Origin of the sequence: Leuconostoc mesenteroides subsp. mesenteroides ATCC 8293 (assembly GCF_000014445.1) — a bacterium.
GTDB classification, from domain to species: Bacteria; Bacillota; Bacilli; order Lactobacillales; family Lactobacillaceae; genus Leuconostoc; species Leuconostoc mesenteroides.
On the sequence record NC_008531.1, the window covers coordinates 262,766 to 288,370 of the forward strand.

General features: G+C 38.7%; 23 protein-coding genes, 1 other RNA gene and 1 pseudogene. All 25 read left to right on the forward strand.

Annotated features, from left to right (window positions below):
- Positions 1-53 precede the first annotated feature (53 nt).
- The 25 genes and pseudogenes from fabZ (LEUM_RS01485) (at position 54) to LEUM_RS01600 (ending at position 25,534) form a co-directional block, all read left to right on the forward strand.
- Entirely contained in the window at positions 54-500 is a 447-nt protein-coding gene (gene fabZ / locus LEUM_RS01485; RefSeq protein ID WP_014324248.1) for a 3-hydroxyacyl-ACP dehydratase FabZ, read from the forward strand.
- On the forward strand, positions 493-951 hold the full coding sequence (locus LEUM_RS01490; RefSeq protein WP_011679190.1) for a MarR family winged helix-turn-helix transcriptional regulator: 459 nt from the start codon (positions 493-495) through the stop codon (positions 949-951). The genes fabZ (LEUM_RS01485) and LEUM_RS01490 overlap by 8 nt, the downstream gene beginning before the upstream one ends.
- Positions 952-962: 11 nt before the next feature.
- Positions 963-1,934: a beta-ketoacyl-ACP synthase III gene (locus tag LEUM_RS01495; RefSeq protein WP_011679191.1), complete on the forward strand. Its 972-nt coding sequence runs from the start codon at positions 963-965 to the stop codon at positions 1,932-1,934.
- Positions 1,935-2,009: 75 nt separating this feature from the next.
- Positions 2,010-2,249 carry an acyl carrier protein gene (locus LEUM_RS01500; protein WP_002815886.1) on the forward strand — a complete coding sequence of 80 codons (240 nt, stop codon included), beginning with the start codon at positions 2,010-2,012 and terminating at the stop codon, positions 2,247-2,249.
- Positions 2,250-2,299: 50 nt separating this feature from the next.
- The gene (locus LEUM_RS01505; RefSeq protein WP_002815884.1) at positions 2,300-3,265 is read left to right on the forward strand and encodes a nitronate monooxygenase; all 966 of its coding nucleotides are present in this window, start codon (positions 2,300-2,302) and stop codon (positions 3,263-3,265) included.
- Between the two features lie 57 nt (positions 3,266-3,322).
- Entirely contained in the window at positions 3,323-4,261 is a 939-nt protein-coding gene (locus LEUM_RS01510) for an ACP S-malonyltransferase (protein ID WP_011679192.1), read from the forward strand.
- Position 4,262: 1 nt separating this feature from the next.
- On the forward strand, positions 4,263-4,994 hold the full coding sequence (locus tag LEUM_RS01515) for a beta-ketoacyl-ACP reductase (RefSeq protein WP_011679193.1): 732 nt from the start codon (positions 4,263-4,265) through the stop codon (positions 4,992-4,994).
- A 122-nt stretch (positions 4,995-5,116) separates the two neighbouring features.
- Positions 5,117-6,379, forward strand: a complete 1,263-nt coding sequence (gene fabF / locus LEUM_RS01520) for a beta-ketoacyl-ACP synthase II (protein ID WP_011679194.1) — start codon at positions 5,117-5,119, stop codon at positions 6,377-6,379.
- Positions 6,380-6,382: 3 nt separating this feature from the next.
- Positions 6,383-6,841, forward strand: coding sequence for an acetyl-CoA carboxylase biotin carboxyl carrier protein (accB, locus tag LEUM_RS01525; RefSeq protein WP_010286228.1), 459 nt, complete (start codon positions 6,383-6,385; stop codon positions 6,839-6,841).
- Positions 6,842-6,920: 79 nt separating this feature from the next.
- A pseudogene (gene fabZ / locus LEUM_RS01530) lies at positions 6,921-7,353 on the forward strand (3-hydroxyacyl-ACP dehydratase FabZ).
- A 1-nt stretch (position 7,354) separates the two neighbouring features.
- On the forward strand, positions 7,355-8,731 hold the full coding sequence (gene accC / locus LEUM_RS01535; RefSeq protein ID WP_011679196.1) for an acetyl-CoA carboxylase biotin carboxylase subunit: 1,377 nt from the start codon (positions 7,355-7,357) through the stop codon (positions 8,729-8,731).
- Positions 8,732-8,787: 56 nt separating this feature from the next.
- Positions 8,788-9,630 carry an acetyl-CoA carboxylase carboxyltransferase subunit beta gene (locus LEUM_RS01540; protein WP_011679197.1) on the forward strand — a complete coding sequence of 281 codons (843 nt, stop codon included), beginning with the start codon at positions 8,788-8,790 and terminating at the stop codon, positions 9,628-9,630.
- Positions 9,631-10,434, forward strand: a complete 804-nt coding sequence (accA, locus tag LEUM_RS01545; protein WP_010291045.1) for a carboxyltransferase subunit alpha — start codon at positions 9,631-9,633, stop codon at positions 10,432-10,434.
- Positions 10,435-10,486: 52 nt separating this feature from the next.
- Positions 10,487-10,844: a transfer-messenger RNA gene (gene ssrA / locus LEUM_RS10455) on the forward strand.
- An 86-nt stretch (positions 10,845-10,930) separates the two neighbouring features.
- Positions 10,931-11,431 (forward strand): MepB family protein, encoded by a 501-nt coding sequence (locus LEUM_RS01550; RefSeq protein WP_011679198.1) that lies wholly within the window; start codon positions 10,931-10,933, stop codon positions 11,429-11,431.
- A 316-nt stretch (positions 11,432-11,747) separates the two neighbouring features.
- On the forward strand, positions 11,748-14,432 hold the full coding sequence (locus LEUM_RS01555; RefSeq protein ID WP_011679199.1) for a valine--tRNA ligase: 2,685 nt from the start codon (positions 11,748-11,750) through the stop codon (positions 14,430-14,432).
- 179 nt (positions 14,433-14,611) lie between these two features.
- Positions 14,612-15,580, forward strand: a complete 969-nt coding sequence (locus LEUM_RS01560; protein WP_011679200.1) for a beta-ketoacyl-ACP synthase III — start codon at positions 14,612-14,614, stop codon at positions 15,578-15,580.
- A gap of 318 nt (positions 15,581-15,898) precedes the next feature.
- Positions 15,899-17,209: a LysM peptidoglycan-binding domain-containing protein gene (locus tag LEUM_RS01565; protein ID WP_011679201.1), complete on the forward strand. Its 1,311-nt coding sequence runs from the start codon at positions 15,899-15,901 to the stop codon at positions 17,207-17,209.
- A gap of 1 nt (position 17,210) precedes the next feature.
- Complete coding sequence (locus tag LEUM_RS01570) at positions 17,211-17,564, forward strand: NlpC/P60 family protein (RefSeq protein ID WP_002815861.1); 354 nt, start codon at positions 17,211-17,213, stop codon at positions 17,562-17,564.
- 191 nt (positions 17,565-17,755) lie between these two features.
- Positions 17,756-18,874, forward strand: coding sequence for a LysM peptidoglycan-binding domain-containing protein (locus tag LEUM_RS01575; protein ID WP_011679202.1), 1,119 nt, complete (start codon positions 17,756-17,758; stop codon positions 18,872-18,874).
- Between the two features lie 75 nt (positions 18,875-18,949).
- Positions 18,950-20,203 carry an aminoacyltransferase gene (locus LEUM_RS01580; protein ID WP_011679203.1) on the forward strand — a complete coding sequence of 418 codons (1,254 nt, stop codon included), beginning with the start codon at positions 18,950-18,952 and terminating at the stop codon, positions 20,201-20,203.
- Between the two features lie 80 nt (positions 20,204-20,283).
- Positions 20,284-22,326, forward strand: coding sequence for a peptidoglycan D,D-transpeptidase FtsI family protein (locus LEUM_RS01585; RefSeq protein WP_011679204.1), 2,043 nt, complete (start codon positions 20,284-20,286; stop codon positions 22,324-22,326).
- Between the two features lie 122 nt (positions 22,327-22,448).
- Positions 22,449-22,715, forward strand: a complete 267-nt coding sequence (locus LEUM_RS01590; protein WP_010290287.1) for an autorepressor SdpR family transcription factor — start codon at positions 22,449-22,451, stop codon at positions 22,713-22,715.
- Positions 22,705-23,340 carry an SdpI family protein gene (locus LEUM_RS01595; RefSeq protein ID WP_010290289.1) on the forward strand — a complete coding sequence of 212 codons (636 nt, stop codon included), beginning with the start codon at positions 22,705-22,707 and terminating at the stop codon, positions 23,338-23,340. The genes LEUM_RS01590 and LEUM_RS01595 overlap by 11 nt, the downstream gene beginning before the upstream one ends.
- Before the next feature lie 205 nt (positions 23,341-23,545).
- Complete coding sequence (locus LEUM_RS01600) at positions 23,546-25,534, forward strand: ABC transporter ATP-binding protein/permease (RefSeq protein WP_011679205.1); 1,989 nt, start codon at positions 23,546-23,548, stop codon at positions 25,532-25,534.
- The last annotated feature ends 71 nt before the right edge of the window (positions 25,535-25,605 follow it).

Genomic DNA, 25,605 nt, shown 5'->3' on the forward strand with positions numbered 1-25,605 from the left:
TTTTGACTATCAGATATTTCGATTATCAAAGTATTTTAAAAAAGGAATCAATTATGCCAGTTCTTACAACAACAGAAATTATGGACTTAATTCCCAATCGTTATCCTATTCTTTATATGGATTACGTGGAAGAAATGGTCCCAGATGAATCAATAGTCGCTGTCAAAAATGTGACCATTAACGAACAGTTTTTCCAAGGTCACTTCCCTGGAAATCCAGTGATGCCAGGTGTTTTAATCATTGAATCACTAGCCCAAGCAGCATCAATTTTGATTTTGTCATCACCGCAATTTCAAGGTAAGACAGCTTACATGACAGGAATTGATAACGCTAAATTTAAGAGAATGGTTAAACCAGGCGATGTATTGAAGTTACATGTCACATTTGGTAAGCTACGTGCTAACATGGGCAGTGTGTTAGTTGAAGCCAAAGTCGATGGTAAAACAGCTACATCAGCCGAGTTGATGTTCGTTGTGGCGCCAGATGAAAAAGATGAATGAAGCAATTACAACTGATTTTGAACAAATAAATACTGAACTGGTTGGTGTATTTAATAATGTCATGTGGATAGAAGAAGCTGCTTTAAAACGCAGTTACTTCTCTGATATAACCTTAAAAGACATGCACACCATTGAAGCTATTTCAATGTATGATGAAAAAAGTGCTTCACAGGTCGCAAAAATTATTCATTTGACACCAAGTTCTATGACAGCAGCCATTGATAAATTGGTTGAAAAGGGTTATGTTGAGCGACGTCGTTCCAGTAAAGACAGGCGTGTGGTACGATTAGGCTTAACGCATAAGGGGCGTGTCGTTTATCGCGCTCATCAAGAATTCCACAGGGATTTAACGCACAATCTGGTAAAAAATATGTCACCAAACGACGTGAGCGTTGTCAAACAAGCGATCCATAATTTGGTTAGCTATTTAGCACAGATAATTAATCATTAAAGAGGGGAATTATGGAACAATTGAAAATCGTTGCTTCAGCACGTCAAATTCCAGATCGACAAGTGACGAATCAAGAGCTCAGCACAATGATGGAAACTGATGATGAATGGATCTATACTCGGACAGGTATTCATCAGCGTAATGTCGTGACAACGGAAAACACTAGTGATTTAGCCAGTGAAGTGGCAAAGAAAATATTGGCGAAAAGTGGTGTTTCACCAGACAGTATTGACTTTATCATTGTTAGCACGATGTCACCAGACAGCCTATCACCAAGCACGGCAGCAATTGTCCAGGCTAACATTGGTGCCACTAATGCATTCGCATTCGACTTAAGCGCAGCTTGTTCTGGTTTTGTTTATGGATTGAGTGTCGCCTCGAGTCTGTTAATGTCACGCTATCAACGTGGATTGATTATTGGTGCAGAAGTGTTATCGAAATTAGTTGATTGGAAAGATCGAACTACGGCAGTTTTGTTTGGTGATGGAGCTGCAGGGGTACTTGTGGAACGAACACAGGATAATGTTGGACTTTTAGGTGAAGAACTTAGGACTTTTGGTGAAAAGGGTGACAATTTAGTAGCTGGTAGGTTTGCGAACACAAACCCATTTTCGGAAAATATTAGCCCGTTAGACCCTTATTTTCATCAAAATGGTCGGGAAGTATACAGCTTTGCAACTCGTGAGGTTCCCGAAGCACTCCAAGCAGCCTTAGAGACAGCTCAAGTTACGGCTGACGATGTTGATTATTATCTATTACATCAGGCAAACGCACGTATTGTATCTTCCATTGCTAAACGGTTTGGGCAGCCCGTATCTAAGTTCCCAACCAACATGGCTTCAAATGGTAACACTAGTGCAGCAAGTATCGGTATTTTATTAGATGAATTGATAGAGTCTAATACAATTCATGCTGGTCAAACGATTGCCTTTGCTGGTTTTGGTGGTGGTTTAACTGTCGGCGCACAAATTTGGAAAATTTAAATCTATCGGTGTAGTCGGCTGCACCGCAAAAATCTAACGAAAATACATAAAACGGATTTTAGGAGAAAAACACTCATGACAGACGCAGAAATTTTTGACAAGACAAAAGAAATTTTGGTTGATCAATTTGATTTAGAAGAAGATGAAGTTTCATTAACAACCGATTTAACAAATGATATTGACGCTGATTCATTGGACTTGTTTGAAGTTTTGAACCGTGTTGAAGATGATTTTGATATTAAGTTGGCTGTTGCTGAAGATATCAAGACTGTTCAAGATTTGGTTGATAAGATTAAAGAACAATTAGCAGCGTAATTTAGGTGACATTTTGTCACGTACATAACATAATTTTTAAGGATGAGAACATGACAGTTAAAACAATGAACCCTATTTTTGAAAAATTAGGCATGAAATACCCAATTGTTGAAGGTGGGATGACATGGGCTGGAACAGGTGCGTTGGCAGCTGCTATTTCAGAGGCTGGTGGACTTGGCTTTATCGGCACAGGTTATTGGCATGGTGATGACGTTCGTAAAGAAATCAGACGTGCAAAAGCTCTGACAGATAAGCCTTTTGGCGTTAACGTAATGTTATTAAGTCGTCATATTAGAGAAGTTTTTGATGTCATTATCGAAGAAAAAGTTGCTGTAGTTGCAACTGGAGCAGGAGACCCATCGCCATTTTTGGATGAGTTACATGCTGCTGGTATTATAGTAATGCCTGTCGTTCCCTCAGTTTCATTAGCACGTATGATGGAAAAAAAAGGGGTTGACGCGGTTATTGCTGAAGGTATGGAATCAGGTGGGCATATTGGTATGCTGACTACGATGACATTAGTACCGCAAGTAGCCGATGCCGTTAATATTCCAGTAATTGCTGCTGGTGGTATTGGTGATGGACGTGGTGTTGCCGCTGCGTTTATGCTTGGTGCGGCTGGTGCACAAATGGGTACAAGGTTTCTGACAGCTACTGAATCAGAAGTTCACCCTAACTTTAAGTCAAAAATACTTAAAGCTAAAGATATTGACACTATCGTTACGGGTAATTTGCTTGGTAATCGTGCCCGTGTTTTGAAAAATAAAATGGCAAAGTCATTTGTTAAAAATGAAGTAAACGAATTACAAAAAGAAAAGCCAGACGCTGCAGCCATTGAAAAACTTGAATCTGGTACACTACGTCGTGCTGTTCAAGAAGGTGATAAAGAAGGCGGTGCATTCATGGCCGGTCAAATTTCTGGTTTGATTAAGGATGAGAAGCCTGCAGCTGATATCTTGTCCGACATTTGGGCGCAAGCTACCGATTTAATGGGTATTGAAAACACAACATTGTAAGTAAAGAATCCGATTGGTTTCGGTTTCATTGTTTATATATAGTATATGGGGTTTAACATGAAAATTGGATTATTGTTCAGCGGGCAAGGCGCACAGCAAGCCGGCATGGGCACAGATTTATATGAAGCACTTCCTGAATATAAATCAACAATCGATCGAGCTTCTGAAGTTTTAGGATATGATTTATCTGACGTGATGAAGAATGCTGATAAAATTGCACAAACGCAATATGCACAACCTGCTATCTTATCTATGAGTAATGCCATTGTGAATGCTTTGGGTAGTGCTTTGCAACAGCCAGTTGCAGCTCTAGGATTGAGTTTAGGCGAGTATTCGGCGTTGACTGCAGCTGGGGCCATGAACTTTGAACAAGCTGTTGCTATTATCAAAGATCGTGGGCGATATATGCAAACGGTTGGAGACGCAAATCCTGGTAAGATGGCGGCAATAATGGGCGAAGATCAAAAGCTCATTGAAGCTGTTTTAGCTCAATTGCAGGCCAAAGGAAAGCAAGTTTTCCCAGCAAACTATAATACGTTTGCTCAGCTGGTCATTGGCGGAATTGCTGCTGATGTTGACGAGGCAAAAGCGACATTAACAGCGGCTGGCATCAAACGTACGATTGATTTGCCAGTCTCTGGTGCATTTCACACCCCATTATTGAAAGACGCTGCTGTTCAGTTATCTGAACGGTTGGCAACTGAAGCATTTACAGATGTGAATTATCCTGTTTATTCCAATACAACAAGTGAACCGTTTATTATCGCGGATCTCCATGAAACGTTGACTAAACAAATTGTATCGCCAACATATTTCGCGCAAGCGATGAAAAAAATGTTAGATGCAGGTGTTGATACATTTATTGAAGTTGGTCCTTCGGATACATTGATTAAGTTTGCTAAAAAAATTGCTCCCAAGGATGTGAAACGATACGCTATTAAAGACTTAAAAAGCTTTAATGAAGTAAAAGAATTGCTCACAGCAGAAGAGGTATAACATGGCAGATTTTACAGATAAAACTGTTTTAGTAACAGGCTCATCACGTGGTATAGGACTTGCAATTGCAAAGGCATTTGATGCTGCAGGAGCAAACGTCATTTTACATGCACGTTCAGAAATTAGTCCTGAAACTTTAACAGAGTTTAAGTCAGAACCAAAAACATTACAGTTTGATATTGCTGATGCAGAAGCAGCAGAAGACAGTTTGAAAGTATTATACAAGCAAGAAAACTTTTCAGGTATTGACATATTAATCAACAATGCCGGTATTACAAAGGATCAGCTAGCTATTGCAATGACACCAGCAGATTTTGCACAGGTTGTTAACGTAAACTTAAACGGTACTTTTAATGTGACACAACCTGTATTTAAAAAGATGATTCGACAAAAGCATGGGGCGATTATTAATCTAGCCTCTGTTGTTGGATTAATGGGTAACATGGGTCAAGCGAATTATTCTGCATCAAAAGCTGGTCTGGTCGGATTGACAAAGACTCTAGCTAAAGAAGGTGCACGTCGCCACATCCGAGTAAATGCGATTGCCCCTGGTATGATTGTTTCAGATATGACTGGTGCTTTGCCAGAAAAGACACAGGAAGAGATTCTAAAAAATATTCCATTATCTCGTTTTGGTGAAGCTTCGGAAATTGCAGATGTAGCATTATTCTTGGCAGGTAATGATTATATTACCGGTCAAACAATCACAGTTGATGGTGGGTTATACATTTAACGCACAATTTATTGATGTGAGGCACTGAGAACATAAAGAAAGGAAATGCGTCCTCGGCCATTTGATTTAAATTCATTAGTATAATGTCTTTTTAATCAGTGTCCGTCCACGCTCTTAATATTATGACACGCGTAGTAATTACAGGACTTGGCGCAGTAACGCCATTAGGAAACGATACACAGTCTTTCTTGGACGGTATTTTCAATGAAAAAATTGGTATTAAACCAATTACAAAATTTGATGCATCAGAGACGGGAATCACCGTGGCAGGACAGGTTGATGGTTTTGATCCCGCAGCTCGTGTTGGTAAGCGTGATGCACGTAAGATGGATTTGTTTTCACAGTATGCGGTTGATGCTGCAGATCAGGCTTTGACTAATGCTGGATTAAAGGCAGAAGAAGGTGCTGAAGCACCAACCACTGTTGCTGATCCTACTCGATTCGGTGTAATTTTAGGTAATGGTATTGGTGGGTTGACTACTATACAAGATCAAGTAATCAAGATGCATGATAAGGGGCCACAACGTGTTAGTCCATTGTTTGTGCCTGAATCAATTCCCAACATGGTATCAGGAAATGTTTCGTTACGTTTTGGTGCAAAGGGTATTAATTCAACAATTGTTACGGCTTGTGCTTCAGCAACAAATGCGATTGGGGAAGCGTTCTGGCGTATTCAATCTGGTAAAGCCGATGTCATGTTAACTGGTGGTTCAGAAGCAACGGTTAACGAAATTGGTATTGCTGGTTTCGCAGCCTTGACTGCGTTATCAAAGGAAGAAGATCCAACACAAGCTTCAAAGCCTTTTGATAAGAATCGTCATGGATTTGTTTTGGGTGAAGGTTCAGGAATTTTGGTTATTGAAAGTCTAGAACATGCTCAAGCACGTGGTGCTCATATTCTTGCGGAATTAGTTGGTTATGGTGCATCATCTGATGCATATCACATGACGTCACCATCCCCAGATGGTGAAGGTGCTGCACGCGCAATTCGTGATGCATTAAATGACGCTAATTTGGAAGCCAATCAAATTTCATATATCAATGCTCACGGAACAGCAACAGGAGCAAATGATTCGGGTGAAGCACATGCTATTGCCACTGTGTTTGGAGAAAATACAGTACCTGTTTCTTCAACAAAGGGAATGACAGGTCATTTGCTTGGTGCTGCTGGTGCCATAGAAGCTTTGATTTCTGTAGGTTCTTTGACACGTGGTGAATTACCAGTAAACGTCGGTCTTGATGAACAGGACGAGGACACTAAGGTAGTTAATTTAGTTGATCAAGAAAACAAGCATCAAGCACCTGAGTATGTAATGAGTGCTAATTATGGTTTTGGTGGTCACAACGCTGTCATCGTATTTAAGAAATGGCATGAAGGAGTGTAATTGATGAGTTTAAATATTGAGGAAATTCGTGGATTAATTGCTGATTTAGAGAACAGTTCTTTACGCGAATTCAAAGTTGTTGATGGCGAATTCAGTTTGCATTTATCAAAGAACAAAAATGAAGCAGTCGTGAACGCGCCAGTTCAAACTCCAGTTGTTGCTCCTGCCGCTGTTACATCAGATCAAGCTCAAGTAGCTGCAGAACCTGAAACGCTTAAAACAGGAACTGAAATTGTTGCTCCTATGGTTGGAACAGTATATTTGCAACCAAAACCTGATGCACCAATGTTCAAACAAGTTGGTGATAAGGTCTCAGTGGGAGAAACAGTTGCTGTGATTGAAGCGATGAAATTAATGACAGAAATTCATAGTGAAGTCAGTGGAACAGTAGCCGAAATACTAGTTGCTAACGAAGAAGTAGTAGACTACAATAAGCCACTCTATAGAATAACAACAGATTAAATGTAATTTTAAGGTTTGTATCGGTATGAAATATAAATATCATACAAACGTACATAATACATACTACGAAGGAGCCAAAATGTCGATTCTAAACACACAACAAATTCAAGAAATATTACCTCACCGTTATCCAATGCTTATGCTAGATACAGTGGAAGAATTAGTACCAGGTGAGAGAGCAGTAGCAATTAAAAATATCAGTGTCAATGAAGAAATTTTCCAAGGCCATTTCCCTGGGGAATCCAACTTTCCCGGGTGCTTTGACTGTCGAGGCATTAGCTCAAACTGGTGCGGTTGCACTGTTATCTATGCCTGAATTTAAGGGTAAAACGGCTTACTTCGGGGGCATTAAAAAGGCTCGTTATCGTAGAATGGTTCGTCCAGGAGATCAACTACGTTTAGAAGTTACTTTGGATCGTTTGCGCGGACCAATTGGTACTGGCAAAGGTATTGTTTGGGTTGGTGACAAAAAAGCGACAACAGCAGAATTGACGTTTATTATTGGAGACTAAAATGTTCAAAAAGGTTCTAGTGGCAAATCGCGGTGAAATCGCGGTGCGTATTATTCGGACATTGAGAGAAATGGGTATTGCATCAGTTGCTGTTTATTCAACAGCTGACAAAGATAGCTTGCACGTTCAAATTGCTGATGAAGCAATCGCAGTTGGTGGTGTTAAGCCAACAGATTCATATTTGAATATGAAAAACATTCTGAGTGCGGCACTATTAACAGGTTCTGAAGCTATTCACCCAGGATACGGCTTTCTGTCAGAAAATGCTCTATTTGCTGAAATGGTTGGCGAAGTAGGAATTAAATGGATTGGCCCACGTCCAGACACAATTGAATTAATGGGTAACAAAGCTAATGCTCGTGAAGAAATGCGTCAAGCAGGTGTTCCGGTTATTCCTGGATCTGACGGTTTCATCCGTGACTTTTCCGAAGCTAAGGTTGTTGCTGATCGTATCGGATATCCTTTGTTGCTAAAAGCCGCTGCTGGTGGTGGTGGAAAAGGCATGCGTTTTGTTTATAGCGAAGATGAATTGAGCGACAAATTTGATGATGCCCAAAATGAAGCGCGCCTGTCAGTTGGTGATGATCAAATGTACATTGAAAAAGTGATGGAACATGTCCGACACATTGAAATGCAGCTTTTGAGAGATGAAAATGGTCATGTTGTCTATCTACCAGAACGTGATTGCTCATTACAGCGTAAAAATCAAAAGGTGTTGGAAGAGTCACCTGCTGTAGGTGTAACGCCTGAGATGCGTGCTTATTTAGGTGGTATTGTAACAAAAGCTGCGCAAGCGATCAGGTATGAGAACACTGGAACAATTGAATTTTTGCAAGACCATGAGGGCAATTTTTACTTCATGGAGATGAATACTCGTATCCAGGTTGAACACCCAGTCACTGAGATGGTAACCAATTTAGATTTAATTAGATTACAAATAGAAGTCGCTGCAGGGCAAGATTTACCTATAAAACAGGACGATATTCAAGTTAATGGTCATTCCATCGAAGTACGCTTGACGGCCGAAAGACCTGAAAGTAATTTTGCACCAAGTGCAGGCACAGTTGATCTTGTATTTTTACCTACCGGAGGACCTGGTGTTCGAATTGATTCCGCACTATTTGTGGGCGATAAAGTCCAACCATTTTACGATTCAATGATTGGTAAATTAGTGGCGAAGGCAGATACTCGTGAACAAGCGGTTCAAAAAATTCATCGCATTGTTGATGAAACTGTTGTGCATGGCATTTCTACAAGTTTAAATTTCCAAAAAGCTTTATTGGAAGATCCACACGTGCAGCGTGGCGAATTTGATACACGCTATTTAGAAACTGAATTCTTACCACGGTGGACTGAGAGCTTATCAGAAGATGAATAATACAATGCCGCATGCGTTTGACGTGTGCGGTATTCTAGTAAATGGAGACATTTAATATGGACTTATACAACAATAAAAATAGCGATACATCAAAAATTAAAAGAGATGCTTCGGTTAATGATCGCATTCCTGATGGTCTTTTTCTAGCGTGCCCATACTGTGGTGCACAAATGTACAATAAACAGCTTGGCAAATATCGTGTGTGTGCAAAGTGTAATTATGGTTTTCGTCTCCAAGCATGGGAACGTGTTGAATTATTGACTAAAAACTTTGAAGAAATGGATTCAGATATCCAAATGGATCATCCAGAGTTTCCAGGTTATGCAGAAAAACTAAAGCGGGCACAGTCACAAACTGAGTTGGCAGAATCTGTTTTGACTGGAACGGCTGACATTGAAGGGGAACAGGTGGCTTTAGGAATCATGGATTCCTACTTCATGATGGGGTCTTTGGGTTCAATGACAGGTGAAAAAATTACGCGCTTGTTTGAATACGCAACGGCTCATACGTTACCGGTTGTTTTGTTCACTGCATCAGGTGGCGCACGTATGCAAGAAGGAATTGATTCCTTAATGCAGATGGCCAAGGTTTCAGCAGCTGTTGCAGCCCACCAGGAAGCTAAGTTATTGTACCTAGTTGTGCTAACTGATCCTACAACTGGCGGAGTAACTGCAAGTTTTGCTATGCAAGGGGATGTTACTTTAGCTGAACCACACGCGCTTGTTGGTTTTGCTGGGGCAAGAGTGATTGAATCAACAATACATGAAAAACTACCAAAAGACTTTCAACGGGTAGAGACATTATTGGAAAATGGTTTTGTAGATCAAATTGTACCTCGATCAGAATTAGCTCAACTGATTGCCAAAATTGTTAGATTACATACAGCGGAGGCCGAATAAATGCCTGATATTTTAAGTGGATTGAAATTATTTAAACGTGAATTAACGCCAGCGCAAGTGGTTAAAAAATCCCGTGAAGACCGTTTTATGGCGCGGGAAATCATTGATGGCATTTTTGCAGACTTTGTCGAATTGCATGGTGATCGTCTCGGTGGTGACGATATGTCTATCATTGGTGGCATTGCATTTTTAGCAGACCGGCCTGTTACGGTGATTGTTGTTGACAAGGGTACAGATATTCATGACAAGTTGAGCAAACGTAATGGTTCGCCAGAGCCATGGGGCTACCGTAAAGCTCAACGTCTAATGCAACAAGCTAATCGATTTAATCGTCCAATTATCATGTTTGTTAATACACCAGGTGCTTTTCCAGGCAAAGAGGCTGAGGCGCAAGGGCAGGGTGAGGCAATTGCTAAATCAATCCTAGACTCAATGAAGTTAACCGTTCCAATGATTTCTATCATATATGGTGAGGGAGGCTCTGGTGGTGCACTTGCATTGGCCACGGCTGATCAAGTTTGGATGTTCCAAAATGCAACCTATTCGATACTATCACCAGAAGGATTTGCATCCATTCTTTGGAAAGATAGCAAACGTAGTGAAGAAGCAGCGGCTGTTATGGGACTAACTGCTAAAGATCTCTTGGAGAAAAATGTTATTGAGTATATTATTCCAGAGTCTCGTAATCATCCTCGAGTTTTCAACTTAATTCGGAAGCGGTTAAATGACGAGATACATACATTGAATCAATTAACACCAGATGAACTATTAACGAAGCGACGTAACCGCTTTAGAGCATTCTAATCCGATAAATATGTTATAATAAAGTCTCTCAGATAATGGGTAGATTTTAGACGGGTCTGTTTTTGGAATTCGACAGGTCGTTTAGAGCATTGATTGCGTTTCGCCATCCGGGCGCAAAACGGGCAGAAATTTTAACTGCAAAAAACGAAAACTCTTTCGCTATCGCTGCCTAAAAACCAGTGATGCGTAGCTTAATCTTGGTTGCTGGCGTCTGAGGTTAGGCCATAAAAGGCCAGATCGTACTGCTTCTTACATCTGGAAAAGCAGTATTAAATCAATCAGGTTAGTTATATTGAAGAGCCTTGAGCTATGGCAGACAATATAATGAACTACAAATAATAGCCCTATAAACGTAGATATTGGTGTATCGGGCGATTTGGACAGGGGTTCGACTCCCCTCAGATCCATTTAGTATTTCATGGCGTTGCATAAGGTTTCAAAAACCTTGATGTAGCGCTTTTTCTTATGAAAAACGTTGATTGTGAGGAAAAGTAAAATGGAGTCACTCAACTTAATTGAAGGCGTTGTTGCACGTATGTACCAATGTGACGTAACACGAGTATCAGAAGAATCACAAAATAACGAATATGAAGGGACAACTTTATTTGTTGGTAACAAAAGTCTTCGTATCCGTTTGGCGAAGAAAACACCTACTAAACAAGGATACTTTGTCGTGTTGTGGGAAAAAGACGACAGAGGTCAAAATAAACCATTTGATGCGTACAATAGTCCTGAGTTATTAGTGGTTTGTGTGATAGATAATCAGCAAAAGGGAGTCTTCATTTTTCCTAAAGTGTTACTGGTACAACAGAAAATATTGAGTTCGCAGCAAACCAAAGGAAAAATGGCTTTCAGAGTTTATCCAGATTGGGTAGTTGAATTAAATAAAACTGCTCAGCAAACACAAACATGGCAGAAAAATTACTTTGTGGATTTGTCAACTGATCAAGTTGATGAAGATAGGTTTAAAAGATTGCTTTCTAAATCTAACTGTTGATTAAGATACTATGAAATAAATACCAGTTATGCAGCGTCTTGAATATCTGCTTGACGAACTGTCTAATTTACGGTAACATTAAAATAATCTTAGAGGATTAAGCAAGCGCACGTCTAGAGAGTTGATGTTTAGTGGAAATCAATCGTGTTAATGCCCAAGGTTGCTGAGAATTATAATTAATCATATTAAATAAATAAGCGGTCGTTTAAAAACGACAAATTAGGTGGTACCACGGTAGAAAGATCGTCCTAATCTCTGTAATTTGAGATTAGGACGATCTTTTTTCGTGTTACGACTTAAAAGAAAGGAATTAACAATGCGTGATATTGATATGTCAACAAAGTATGATCCAACTTCTGTTGAAGCTGGCCGTTATGACAACTGGCAAAGCAAAAAGTTATTTGCACCCGAATCAAACAAAGAAATTCAAGGCAATGAGCCAGAACCTTATTCTATTGTCATTCCACCTCCTAACGTTACCGGAAAACTTCATTTAGGGCATGCATGGGATACGACATTACAAGACATGATTATTCGCCAAAAGCGGATGCAAGGATTTGATACCTTGTGGTTGCCCGGAATGGATCACGCTGGTATTGCAACGCAGGCAAAAGTTGAACAAAGATTACGTGGTGAAGGTGTTTCACGTTACGATTTGGGTCGTGAAAAATTTGTTGAACAAGTATGGGACTGGAAAAACGAGTATGCTACTACCATCAAGCAACAATGGGGTAAGATGGGGCTGTCACTTGACTTTGACCGCGAGCGCTTTACGCTTGATGAAGGTCTGAATAAGGCTGTTAACAAGGTATTTATTGATCTATACAATAAAGGATTAATTTACCGTGGGGAATATATCATTAACTGGGACCCACAGGCAAGAACTGCCTTATCTGACATTGAAGTTATTTATCAAGATGATGCTGGCGCATTTTATCACGTTAAGTATCCATTTACAGATGGGACAACATTCGATGGAAAAGATTACATTGAAATTGCAACAACTCGTCCAGAAACAATGTTTGGGGATGTCGCTGTTGCGGTTCATCCTAGCGATGAACGATACAAAGATTTAATTGGTAAAAAGGTTTTGGTGCCATTAGTTGGTCGTGAAATTCCAATTATTGCAGATGAGTATGTAGAAAAAGATTTTGGTACTGGTATGGTGAAAATAACACCAGCCCATGATCCTAATGATTTCCAAGTGGGTAATCGTCACGATTTGGAACGCATTAATACGATGACTGAAGACGGTCATTTAAATGAATTTGCTGGTAAATACAATGGCATGGATCGTTTCGATGCTCGTAAAGCAATTGCCGCTGACCTTGAAGCTGGCGATTACATGCTAAAAGTAGACCCAATTGTTCATTCTGTTGGTCATTCAGAGCGTACAGGTGTTCAGGTTGAATCACGTCTATCAACGCAATGGTTTGTTAAAATGGAACCATTGGCTAAACAAATTTTAGACATGCAAAAGAATGACGATGAAAAGGTTGAATTTGTACCAGCACGTTTTGAAGATACATTTTCACGCTGGATGGAAAATATTCGTGACTGGGTTATTTCACGTCAATTGTGGTGGGGTCATCAAATTCCTGCTTGGTACAAAAATAAAGGAACAGATCAAGAAGAATTATATGTTGGTACTGAAGCACCAGCAGGTGACGGCTGGGAGCGTGATCCGGATGTTTTGGACACATGGTTTTCATCTGCTCTATGGCCATTTTCAACCATGGGTTGGCCAGAAAAGCTAGACGGTGACTTCGCCCGTTATTATCCAACAAATACATTAGTAACTGGCTATGATATTATTTTCTTCTGGGTAGCACGGATGATGTTCCAGGGGAAAGAATTTACTGGACAACGACCTTTTAAAAATGTCTTGATTCATGGTTTAATTCGTGATGGTGAAGGGCGTAAAATGTCGAAATCATTGGGTAATGGCGTTGACCCGATGGATGTTATTGAAAAATATGGTGCTGATGCATTACGTTGGTTCCTAGTAACGGGATCAACTCCGGGACAAGATTTACGATTTACTTACGAAAAGATGGATTCGGCTTGGAACTTCATTAACAAAATTTGGAATGCGTCACGTTATGTTATTATGAATTTGGATGAAGATACACCATCTACGTTACCAGATATGAGTCAATTAACATTAGCTGATCAATGGATTTTGTCACGTTTGAATACAGTGGTTACGAATGTAACACGTAATTTTGACAAATTCGAGTTTGGTGAAGCAGGACGTGAGTTGTACAACTTCATTTGGTCTGATTTTGCTGATTGGTATATCGAAATGACCAAGGAAACTTTGAATGGTGATCAAGATAAGGCACCAGTTCAGCAAACATTGGCCTACGTATTGGATCAGACATTACGTCTATTACAACCAATCATGCCATTTGTTACTGAAGCTATTTGGCAGGAAATGCCAGCTCAAAATGGCAGCGAAGCCGATTTTGCTATTGTAAAATATCCGGTCGTGCGCGAAGAGTTAAGCAATCCTGACGCAGAACAAGCCTTCAAATCGTTGCAGGATTTGATTGTAGCTGTTCGTAATATCCGAGCAGAAGCAAATGCACCAATGTCTACACCAATTGATTTAATGATTCAAACCACGGATGATAATTTGAAGCACATTTTTGAAGCGAATGCTGATTATATTAATCGTTTTGCTCACCCTAAAACGTTAATAATCAGTGATGATGTGCAAGCTCCTAATTTGGCAATGTCACAAGTAATTTCAGGTGCTGAAATTTATGTTCCACTGGCTGAGCTGATTGACATTGACGAAGAAATAACACGCTTACAAACTGAAGTGAAAAAATTTTCTGGGGAAGTAAAACGAGCTGAAGGAAAACTAGGAAATGATAAGTTCGTTTCTGGGGCCCCTGAAGCGGTTGTTGCTGCGGAAAAAGAAAAATTAGCTGATTGGCAAGCCAAACTTAACGCAACAGAAGAAAGATTACAGACATTAAAGGCAAATCAATAGAAATTATAAAATCACTCTTAACAGGGTGATTTTATTTATTATTTGACAAGGTAATGAGCAATAGTTTTGTATGGTAAAAAAATCAAGTAGTGGACTTTTTTCTTAAATTCGATACAATAGTTAGAGTATAAAATAGCGTGTAATATATGGCAGTATGCAATTTTTTAAGGAGAGTTACAATGTCCGGAAGTAAAATACTCGCAAGTGCACATTATGTACCTAGAGACATCGTGACTAATAATGATTTAGCAAAAATCATAGATACCAGTGACGAGTGGATTCAGGCTCATACTGGTATCAAAACGCGACATATATCATTGCAAGGTGAAAATACGAGTGATTTAGCGACACGTGCCGCGGAGTCAGTATTGAGCCAAACTGATATTAAACCAGAAGATATTGATTTAATTATTGTAACAACATTTACCCCAGATGGATTGGCACCATCAACGGCAGCATTAGTACAGCGCAATTTACATGCTGAAAATGCTTGGGCCTACGATATTGTAACAGCTTGCTCAGGGTTTGTTTTTGGGTTGAGCACAGCTGACAAGTTTATTAAATCTGGTCAATATAAGAATGCATTAGTCATTTCTGCGGAAGTCAACTCCAAAATGATGGATTTCAAGGATCGCACCAGTACTGTCTTTTTTGGAGACGGTGCAGGAGCAGTGCTGATGACAGCTGATGATTCCGGTATTGTGGAAGCTGAAAAAATGCACACAATCGGGAATGCCGATGTTGTACATTCAGGGCGAATAGCACCACTGACAAGTCTATCTGTGGATAACTATCCAAAAATAGATGCTTTTTCACAACAAGGACGTAATGTATTTGATGAAGTAACAACTATTGTTCCAGATCATATCCGCAATTTTTTGAGCGAACATAATTTATCAACTAGTGATATTGATTACTTTATACCCCATCAAGCAAATTTACGTTTGATCGAGTATATTGCAAATGATCTCGGCGAACCAATGACAAAGTTTTCAACAAACGTTGTTACGAATGGTAATACATCATCTGCTGGGATCGCTATTGGACTAGATGAATTAAATAAGTCAGTTAGCTTAAAAGGAAAACGGGTATTGCTAACTGGATTCGGTGCTGGCTTTACTTATGGCAGCATGCTTTTACAATTTTAAAGAAAACCTTAAGAGTTTTAGTTGGATTTAATAATATTGAAATGGTGAAAAAATGCAAAATGAAGCGTACTTTTTCACCATTTTTATGTGGAATGAGTTCATTTTTAAATTATTAAAAGGTCTTAAAATACCTATATATCAACGTTTATTCGAGTATGACATATTTCAGTAATATTGTTACAATATTGATATAGTCGCACAATACACACGTTACAACAAACGGATATACTAATTAATGTTATTAAGATTTGCTTAACAGTAAATCTAAAATTTAATTATTACGAGTTAATACAATTCATTCAGGAGTTACATAAGAATATGGGTAAATTTTTTAAGAAGACTTTATTGACTACTGCAGCTGGTGCTGCGGCCTTTGTTGGTGGACATGCAGCAGCTTCTGCTGATACAGTAGAAGTGCAATCAGGCGACACTTTGTCAAAAATTGCAGCAGCAAACAATACTACTGTTGATGCGTTAGCTAAGGCTAATGGAATTAGCAACAAAGATTTGATTTTAGCAGGTTCATCACTAGAAATTAACGCAACACAAGAAGTTTCTGGTTTATCAGAAGACGGTACATCATATACAGTGCAATCAGGTGATACATTATCAAAGATTGCTGAAAAAACTGGTGTAGATGTATCAGTATTGTCTTCATTGAATAGTTTGTCAAATACTGACCTTGTTTTGACTGGACAAGAATTGTCATTGAAGGCTTCAACTACTCAAGCAACCAGTTCAGCTGCTACAACTGTGACAGCAGCTTCTGCACAATCTTCATCGGTTGACACAAGTAATTTGAAATATATTGCAGCAGCTGATACAGACAGCAATAACTTTATGACGCTTGATGAATATAATACATATGTTGCAAATGGTGGCTCAACATCATCAGCTGCGACAGAATCATCAGCTTCATCAGCAAGCGCTTCATCAGCTACAGAAGATATCACATATATTGCAGCAGCAGATTCAGATAATGATGGTTACATGACAATGGCTGAGTATAATGCATACAAAGCTAACGGTGGGTCAACATCATCATCAGCGCAAGCCACCACATCAACGGCCTCATCTTCAGCAAGCACATCAAGTGCTTCATCATCAACTAGTGACAATATCACTTATGTTGCTGCGGCTGACACTAATAATGATGGCTACATGACAATGGCTGAGTACAATGCGTACAAGGCTAATGGCGGTTCAACATCTAGCGCATCATCAGCTTCTTCGTCAACGCAAACGACAACTACTAATACTACTGCCACTGCAACAACAACTAACGTTTCAACTGGTAGCACAACGGCAGATGCAACAATCAACGCATGGAATGCAAAGCGTGCAGAATTAGGATTATCACCCGTTACAATTTCTGCATCATTGACTTCACAAGCTCAAAGTCGCGCACAATCAATTGGAACATCGTCAAACTGGTTTAGTACACATATGTCTTCCGGTACTGCTGAAGTTGTTGCAAATGGTTTTGGTGCTGGATCTTCTGTTATTAATGCTTGGTATTATGAAACAGGTATGGTGAACGGCGGGCACACAGCATTTATTGTTAACCCTAACTTCACACAAGCAGGTGTTGGCTATTACAACGGTTGGATTGTTATTAACGCACAATAATATGCAAAATGATTATTTAAAATTAGCATTAGATAACTTAGGAAAAACATTCAACGACTACAATAGTGGTCGTTTTGTTGCTCAACAGCTTATGAGAGCGCAAGTACCATTACCCGAAGGATCGCATTGGGATGCTTCACCAGCGCATCTCATTAAACAAATGCATCATTTATTGGGCGTTTTACAAGCGACACCAGGAGATTTGCTATTTTGGGGCACACAGAATGCACCATATGAAGTGGGTATTTATGTCGGTGGGAACCACTTTATTGCTGTAAATAACGGGGACCATGTGGCAAAAATTCAAACGTTATCAAGAAACTGGTATCCATGTATTGCCGGTTCTATATTTTGACACACAATTGTCATTTAGATGTTTGTTTTGTTACAAAAGAAACTCCTTTGATATATTGACAACAAAGTGCAAAGTACAGAAAATATCCATGACACAGCGGATTGCTATACTAGGAATTGTCGAGAAGACGGAAAAGAATTTAAATTAAAATATATTACTGAATATGAGTCCCTATTAGGAGTTTGACTATTATGAAAAAATCTACTATTGCTAAATCTGTCGTTACAGCTGCCGGTGCTTTTGCCGTTGCTGGTGCTGCTCAAGTTTCTGCTAATACTGTATCAGTTAAAGCTGGTGACACACTTTACAAGATTGCATCAGCAAACGGTACAACTGTTGACGCTTTGGTTAAAGCTAATAACATTTCAAATGCTAATTTGATTTTTGTTGGACAGCAACTACAAACTGCATCTTCATCATCAACTACTACACAAAGTTCATCATCAGAGAGCTCAACTACAACAACTTCATCATCTAATGGTTCATACACTGTTAAATCAGGTGATACATTAAACAAGATTGCAGCAGCAAATGGTACAACGGTAGCAAATTTGGTAGCAACTAATAACATTTCAAATGCTAACTTGATTACTGTTGGTCAAACATTGAAGTTATCAGCTTCATCAACTTCAAGCTCAACAACAACGCAATCATCAACTACGACAACTCAAACAACATCAAATAACACAGCAACTGCCTCAAATGGTTCATACACTGTTAAGTCAGGTGATACATTAAACAAGATTGCGGCAGCAAACGGTACAACAGTAGCTAACTTAGTAGCTGCTAATAACATTTCAAATGCTAATGTGATTACTGTTGGTCAAACTTTAAAGTTGTCAGCATCATCTGCTTCAACTTCAAGTTCATCAACTGCAACAACATCACAATCATCAAGTTCTACACAATCATCATCAACTTCTAATAATACTGCTTCAACATCAAATACAAGCAATACAAGCAACAGCTCATCAACTTCAACAACAGCTGATGCTACTATTAATGCTTGGAATGCAAAGCGTGCTACTCTTGGCTTGTCACCAATTAAGATTTCAGCTTCATTGACAGCACAAGCTCAAAGCCGTGCACAAGCTCTTGCAACATCATCTAACTGGTTTGGTTTGCATGAATCATCATCAACTCCTGAAGTTGTTGCTAATGGTTTTGCTGCAGGTGCAACTGTAATTAATGCTTGGTACTATGAAACAGGTATGGTTAACGGTGGTCACACTGAATTTATTGTTAACTCTAGCTTCACCGAAGCTGGTGTAGGTTATTATGACGGATGGATCGTCATTGACGCACATTAATAACACCAAAAAGTGGATAGTTGCTATCCACTTTTTTTGTGTTCTCATGTATAGTAGAGTGCAGAGGTATAAAAAATGTTGTACAAATTTACTGAATTAACAAAAGAAGAATATACAGAATTTGAAAAGCAAAGTTCTGTGGGTACCTTTTTACAATCAGGTGAACAAGCTGAATTATTACAAAAACGAGGCTATAAAATATGGTTGTTAGGTATCAAAGCTGACGACAAGGTAGTGGCTGCAGCGTTGGTCATGCGTGAAAAGGTACATATGGGATACATCTTTTCAATTGATCGTGGGCCATTATTGGATTTTGAAAATCATGAATTGTTGGCTTTTTTCATGTCTAATTTCGTAAAGTTTTCACGCGAGAATAAAGGGCTTTATATTGAAGTAAGGCCAAATGTGACTTTGAAAATGACGAATAACCATGGCGATCTTCTAGGTGAAGAGAATACGGTGTTTATCGAAGAGATGAAAAAGCTTGGATTTACTCATTTGCCATTTGTAGATGGTTTCACTACAGCTGGTTCTCCAGAATGGGAGTATATCAAAGATTTGTCAGAATTAACCGATGAGAAATCTGTTCGTGCCTCGTATAATAAGAAGGCTCAGTATTATTTAAAAAAGAATGCTCAGTTCGGTATTCGTTTACGTCAATTAACACGAGATGACTTGCCAGATTTTAAGGAATTAACACAAAAAACTGCCGATAGGTTACATTATAAAGATAAAAACTTGAATTTTTATCAAACAGTATATGATGTGTATGGCGATGATGCAACATTTGTCTTTGCTGAACTAAACTTTGACAACTATATTAAGGAAGAGAATGAAAAAATCTCTGAATTAGATGCCAAACTGGCCAAAATTAATCAGAAGATCGAAAAATATCCTACGAATGATAAATTTAAGCGTCAGTATGCTGAATTTGATGATCAAAAAAATCAACATAGCAAGCGCATATTAAAAGCGGAACAACAGAAAGAAGCTGCTGGTAAATCGACAGTCGTCGTCGCTGGTGCATTATTTATACAGCAACCTCAAGAAATGAATTATCTGTATTCAGGCACTTATGAAGAGTATATGGACTATTACGGCCCTTATCAAATACAAGACGTTATGATCAACAAGGCAGTTCAGGCAGGACTCAAGCGCTATAACTTCTACGGCATTGCTGGAAAGTTCGATGGTAGCGATGGTGTACTAGGATTCAAAACGACTTTTGAGGGACAAGCACGTCAACTGGTAGGAAACTTCATGATGCCTGTTAATCCCTTTAAATATGGCGTCTATCGATTGCTCAAAAAAATGATGGGCCGTGCTTAAAATGAGCTTTTTTAGCGAGTAAAACCCGTTTTGTGGTATGGTATATAAGGTAATTATTAAATTGGCGGTACACAATACTTATGAAACACAATCCATATCTAGAAGAGCGAGATAATAAAAATGACGCACGTGCTAACTTACCAACACGTCTGCGAATTTTGTTGTTTATATCGTTTATACTAATGGTTGCCCTAGTTGTACAATTAGGGTTTTTAACGATTAAGCAGGGAGCCAATTATTTGGCTGAAGTCAACCGAAGTGAAGAGACCGTTGAAAAAGGAAATACACCACGAGGTTTAGTTTACGACTCAACCGGCCGTGTTCTGGCTGGAAACAAGGCGCAAACGGCGATTACATTTACGCGTGGTACTAATATTACTTCTAGCACAATGCGAAGCACTGCAATTAAACTTGGAAAATATTTGACAGTTGATACGACCCGCCTCAGTGATCGTTCTAAAGCTGACTTTTATTTGGCTGACGCAACTAACGCGGCTAAGGTGCAGAAACGCGTTGCTAAAGAACATAAGAATGGTAGTAGCCTGACGACATCAGAGATTAATAGTCTGTCGGTAAGTTATGTAGAAGAGCATAACTTGCTTTCAAAAGTTAGTGATAATGATGCAATGATATTTCAGCGGATGAGCGGTGCTTATTCATTGTCAACGACATTTATCAAAGAAGACGATGTGACAGAAACAGAATTAGCGGAGATTGGCGAGCGTTTAAGCCAATTCCCTGGTATTAAGATAGGTACAAGCTGGGCAAGACAATATCCTGAAGGAAACGATTTTAAGGCTTTGATTGGTACAGTAACTAGTGAAGATAATGGGTTGCCAGATGATAAGTTACACACACTCTTAGCACAAGGATATTCACAAAATGAATCAGTTGGTAGTTCTAATTTGGAATCTAGCTATGAATCCTTATTGAAGGGATCAGCCTCACAGACTGTAGTTACAACTGCTTCTGACGGTACGGTAAAATCATCTTCTGTAAAATACAAAGGGCAGTCTGGAGATAGTCTTAAATTAACCATTAATGCTGACTTTCAGAAAGAAGTTCAGAAAATTTTGGAAGACAATTTACCAACTGGGGATGTTCAAGGTGCTTATGCTACAGTAATGAATCCCTATACTGGCGGTATCTATGCTATGGCAGGCGTAGACAGAGATTACTCAACCGGAACAAAAACAGCTGATCCGTTGGGAAATATTAATCATGCTATTGTCATGGGATCTGTGGTTAAGCCGGCGGTATTAGCTACAGCTTTCCAAAAAGGTGTGATTACTCCCTCAAATTCTACATTGTTGGATCAAGCTATTAAAATTGCGGGAACACCAACAATCACATCATATTGGAATAAAACAGGTACGCCTGTTTCAGTTGATGCACAAACAGCCTTAGAGCGTTCTTCGAACACTTATTTCGTTCAATTGGGTATGAAGATTGGTGGACAGACTTATAGCTCGGGATCGGCATTAGCATTGAATTCTGATGCCTTTCAGACATTACGTAATGGGTTAGGACAATTCGGATTAGGGACAAAAACAGGTATTGATGTCAGCGGAGAAACTGCTGGTTATCGCGGAGATACTACAGGGTCAAATATTGGTAAATATTTGTACGAATCATTTGGTCAATATGACACCTATACAACACTTCAACTTGCACGATACGTTTCTACAATTGCTAATGGTGGGTATTTGATTCAGCCTCATTTGGTAAGCTCAATATTACAAAGTTCAACTAATAGTTCAAAAAAGCGTACAGTGTGGACAGCCACACCGAATATACAAGGGCAAGTTCAGTTGGATTCTGACGAATGGAAAGTAATCCATGAAGGAATGAATCGTGTTGCAAATGGTACGGACACGTACAATACTGGTGGAACAGATATACATAAACTTGAACCACATGTTTATGCTAAAACAGGAACCGCCGAAACAACAACCAATGGACATACGACTTATACAGAATCCATTGTTGCTTATGTACCGGGACAACCGATGGTCATGGCCATGGCTATCCCAGGTATGAATAATTATTTAGATGGTACCAATGGTAAGATTGCGGCAAAAATAATTAATGCTTACTGGAAGTATGTTCAAAATAAACCATAACTTTATAAAAAAGACAGTAATCATGATTACTGTCTTTTTTATTCTTACCTATTTTGCTATATTTCTAAATAGATGTTCTAATCTATTTAGAAATATAGCAAAATAGGTAAAGGAAAGAAATAATGAGTTTACAAAATACACTGAAAGCGATTTCGAATCCTGTCAGGCGTGATATTCTTACGCTACTGAAAGAAGGGCCTCAGTCAGCGGGAAGCATTGCGGATCATTTTGAATTGAGTAAAGCAACAATATCATCACATTTAGCCCAATTAAAACAAGCTGATTTGATAAGAGAAGATAAATATAAAAATTTTATTTATTATGAATTAAATTTATCTGTGTTTGAAGAAGCCACATTATGGTTGAAAGGATTTACTAATGAAAAATAAAAAAAGCTTTTTACCACTAATTATTACCTTGTTACCCATTTTTTATGGGCTAATATTGTGGACGAAGCTGCCAGTTGAGCTTCCAATCCATTTTAATATTAACGGAGAAGTGGATAGATATGCTAATAAAGTATGGCTTATCATTATTTGGCCAATAATAGCAACACTCTTGCACCTGTTTCTAATTATTTATCGTACGAAAATAGTTGCTCGTAGTCAAAATAATAAAATGCATACAATTATTAGTTGGTCTATTCCATTAGGCAATAACATTTTATTATCTTATATATTTGCTTATGGATTAGGTAATCACATCAATATAACTAGTATATTGTTGCCGACTATTGGCATTTTATTTATAGCATTAGGTAACTACATGCCCAAAACACAGCGAAATCGCTTTGTTGGGATACGAATACCAACCGCTCTGAATAATGATATAAATTGGTTTAAGACGCAACGTATTGGTGGTTTGATGTTTGTTGTTGGCGGGTTTATGATGATTGGTGGTGGTTTTTTAGGAATGATTTCTGAATTTTGGACTATAGCATTAATGATTCTGCCCTTAGTATTAATTACTGTCGTACCGATTATTTATTCGATTAGATCAAGCCATAAAGCTTAACTTGAGTCGGCATAGTAGTGTTTTTCACATTTGATCAAACAGAAGAAATAAATAAGAAACTAAAATATTTAACGGAAAAGATTGAAAAAGAACATGACTATTGTATACTAGATTACAACTAGTCAAAAGTAGTGTACTAATTTAACTATTTTTAAAAGGGTTGCATATTAAACGACATAGTAAATTCAAAAGAGGGAGAAAAAGTATGTCATTTTTAGAATTAAAAGATATTCATAAATCCTATTTTTTAGGAAAAGATGAATTTCCAGTTTTGAAGGGGATCAACTTATCATTTGATAAAGGTGAATTTGTTTCCATTCTTGGTGAATCAGGTGGCGGTAAATCAACACTAATGAATATTATTGGTGGCCTTGATCGAAACTTTTCAGGTGATGTGTTGATCAACGGAAATCGATTAGATCATAAACAAGAAAAGAAGTTAGATGTTTATCGTCGTGAGACGATTGGCTATATTTTCCAAAGCTTTAACCTAATTAATTATCAAACGAACTTGGAAAACGTTGAAACCAGCTTAAACATGACTACTTTATCATCCGCGCAACGTAAACAACGTGCCATGGAATTATTGGAAAAAGTTGGTTTGAGCGAGCATGTTCATAAGTATCCATCACAACTTTCCGGTGGTCAAAAGCAGCGTGTCGCCATTGCGCGTGCGTTAGCAGCAGATCCTGATGTCATGATTGCTGATGAACCAACGGGCGCATTAGATTCTGTGAATACCACTGAAGTACTGGAGCTTCTTGAGCAAATCGCCCAAGAAGGTAAATTGGTTATTGTTGTTACGCATTCACAAGCGGTAGCTAATTACGGAACGCGTATTTTGCACATGGCTGATGGAAAAATTGATGAAGAAAAAAATTTGAAAGACAAGTTTGAGGCACCATCGGCACCTGATCGGTTAACATCGAGACCGTTGTCAACTAGATCAGTTTGGGACATGGCCTTTGATCATTTGAAGTATAAAAAATTACAAAACTTTTTGATTATTCTCGGATCGGCTATTGGTGTTTTCTCGGTAATACTATTCCTCGGATTGGGTAATGGTATTAAAGGGTATATTAATAATCAAGTTAGTTCGTTGGCTAACCCTAACTATCCAACTGTTGTTAAGAACACGTTAGATGATGATGATGCGTCAAGCAATGAACGTGTTCAAGCCAGAGCGCAAGCATCAACAACAAATTACTCGTCGATTGTTTTTTCTGATAATGTAATTAAAAAAGTTAGTAATGTAAAAAATGTTGCCAAGACTTATCAAGGATATGAGTTTAATGGTGCTGTATTCAAGTACGGGAAAGCACAATCACAGGCTGGTACGCAGGTACAAACATGGTCACCAATCTATGCCGACAAAGTCATCAAGGCGGGGCACAAGCCATCTGGTGACAATGAAATTGTGATTGACAAAACATTTGCTCAAAAAGCTAATAAAAATTGGAAATCTTTGATTGGTAAGAATATCACGTATACTTACGTAGCTTATAATCAAAATAATCAAGCAGTTCCTGTGACATCAACAATGAAAATTGTTGGAATCACTGACGGCGGACAAGCTGGTACAGTGTTTGCAACTACATTTGCTGCAATGAAAAAAGACTTAGCAAAGGCTAATGCCATGACCGAAGCTAACTATTTGACATTAAAGGTTAATGATACGGAAAACGTAAAGTCAACAGTGAGTGCGGTTAACAAAATCAAGGATAATGGTAAACAAGCCGTCGTGGCAGTATCCATTGGTAGTGTGCTAGACACGATTAACACAATTACAAGTTTGGCTTCATATGTATTGGCTGCCATTGCCGGAATTTCATTGATCGTATCAGCGATTATGATTATTGTGACAACTTATATGTCTGTTTCTGAACGTACCAAAGAAATCGGTGTATTGCGCGCACTTGGTGCACGTTCAAAAGATATTCGTGGTTTATTTACAAATGAAGCGCTGTTAATGGGAATCATTTCAGCTGTTCTTGGTATTGTCACAGCTTATCTAGGACAATTTGCTATGAACGCAGCTTTGTATGGCTTAATTAAATTTGATATTGTACAGGTTTCTCTTGGTAATGTTATATTTGCGGTAGTGATTTCTCTTGTTATTGCTCTAGTTGCTTCATTTGTTCCTTCGCGTCGAGCGGCTAATTTGAATACGATTGATGCATTAGCAGCTGATTAATATGTTGAATAAAAAACATTCACTTCTTGTGAGTGTTTTTTTGTTATTGATTAGACAAGTTATAAACAAAA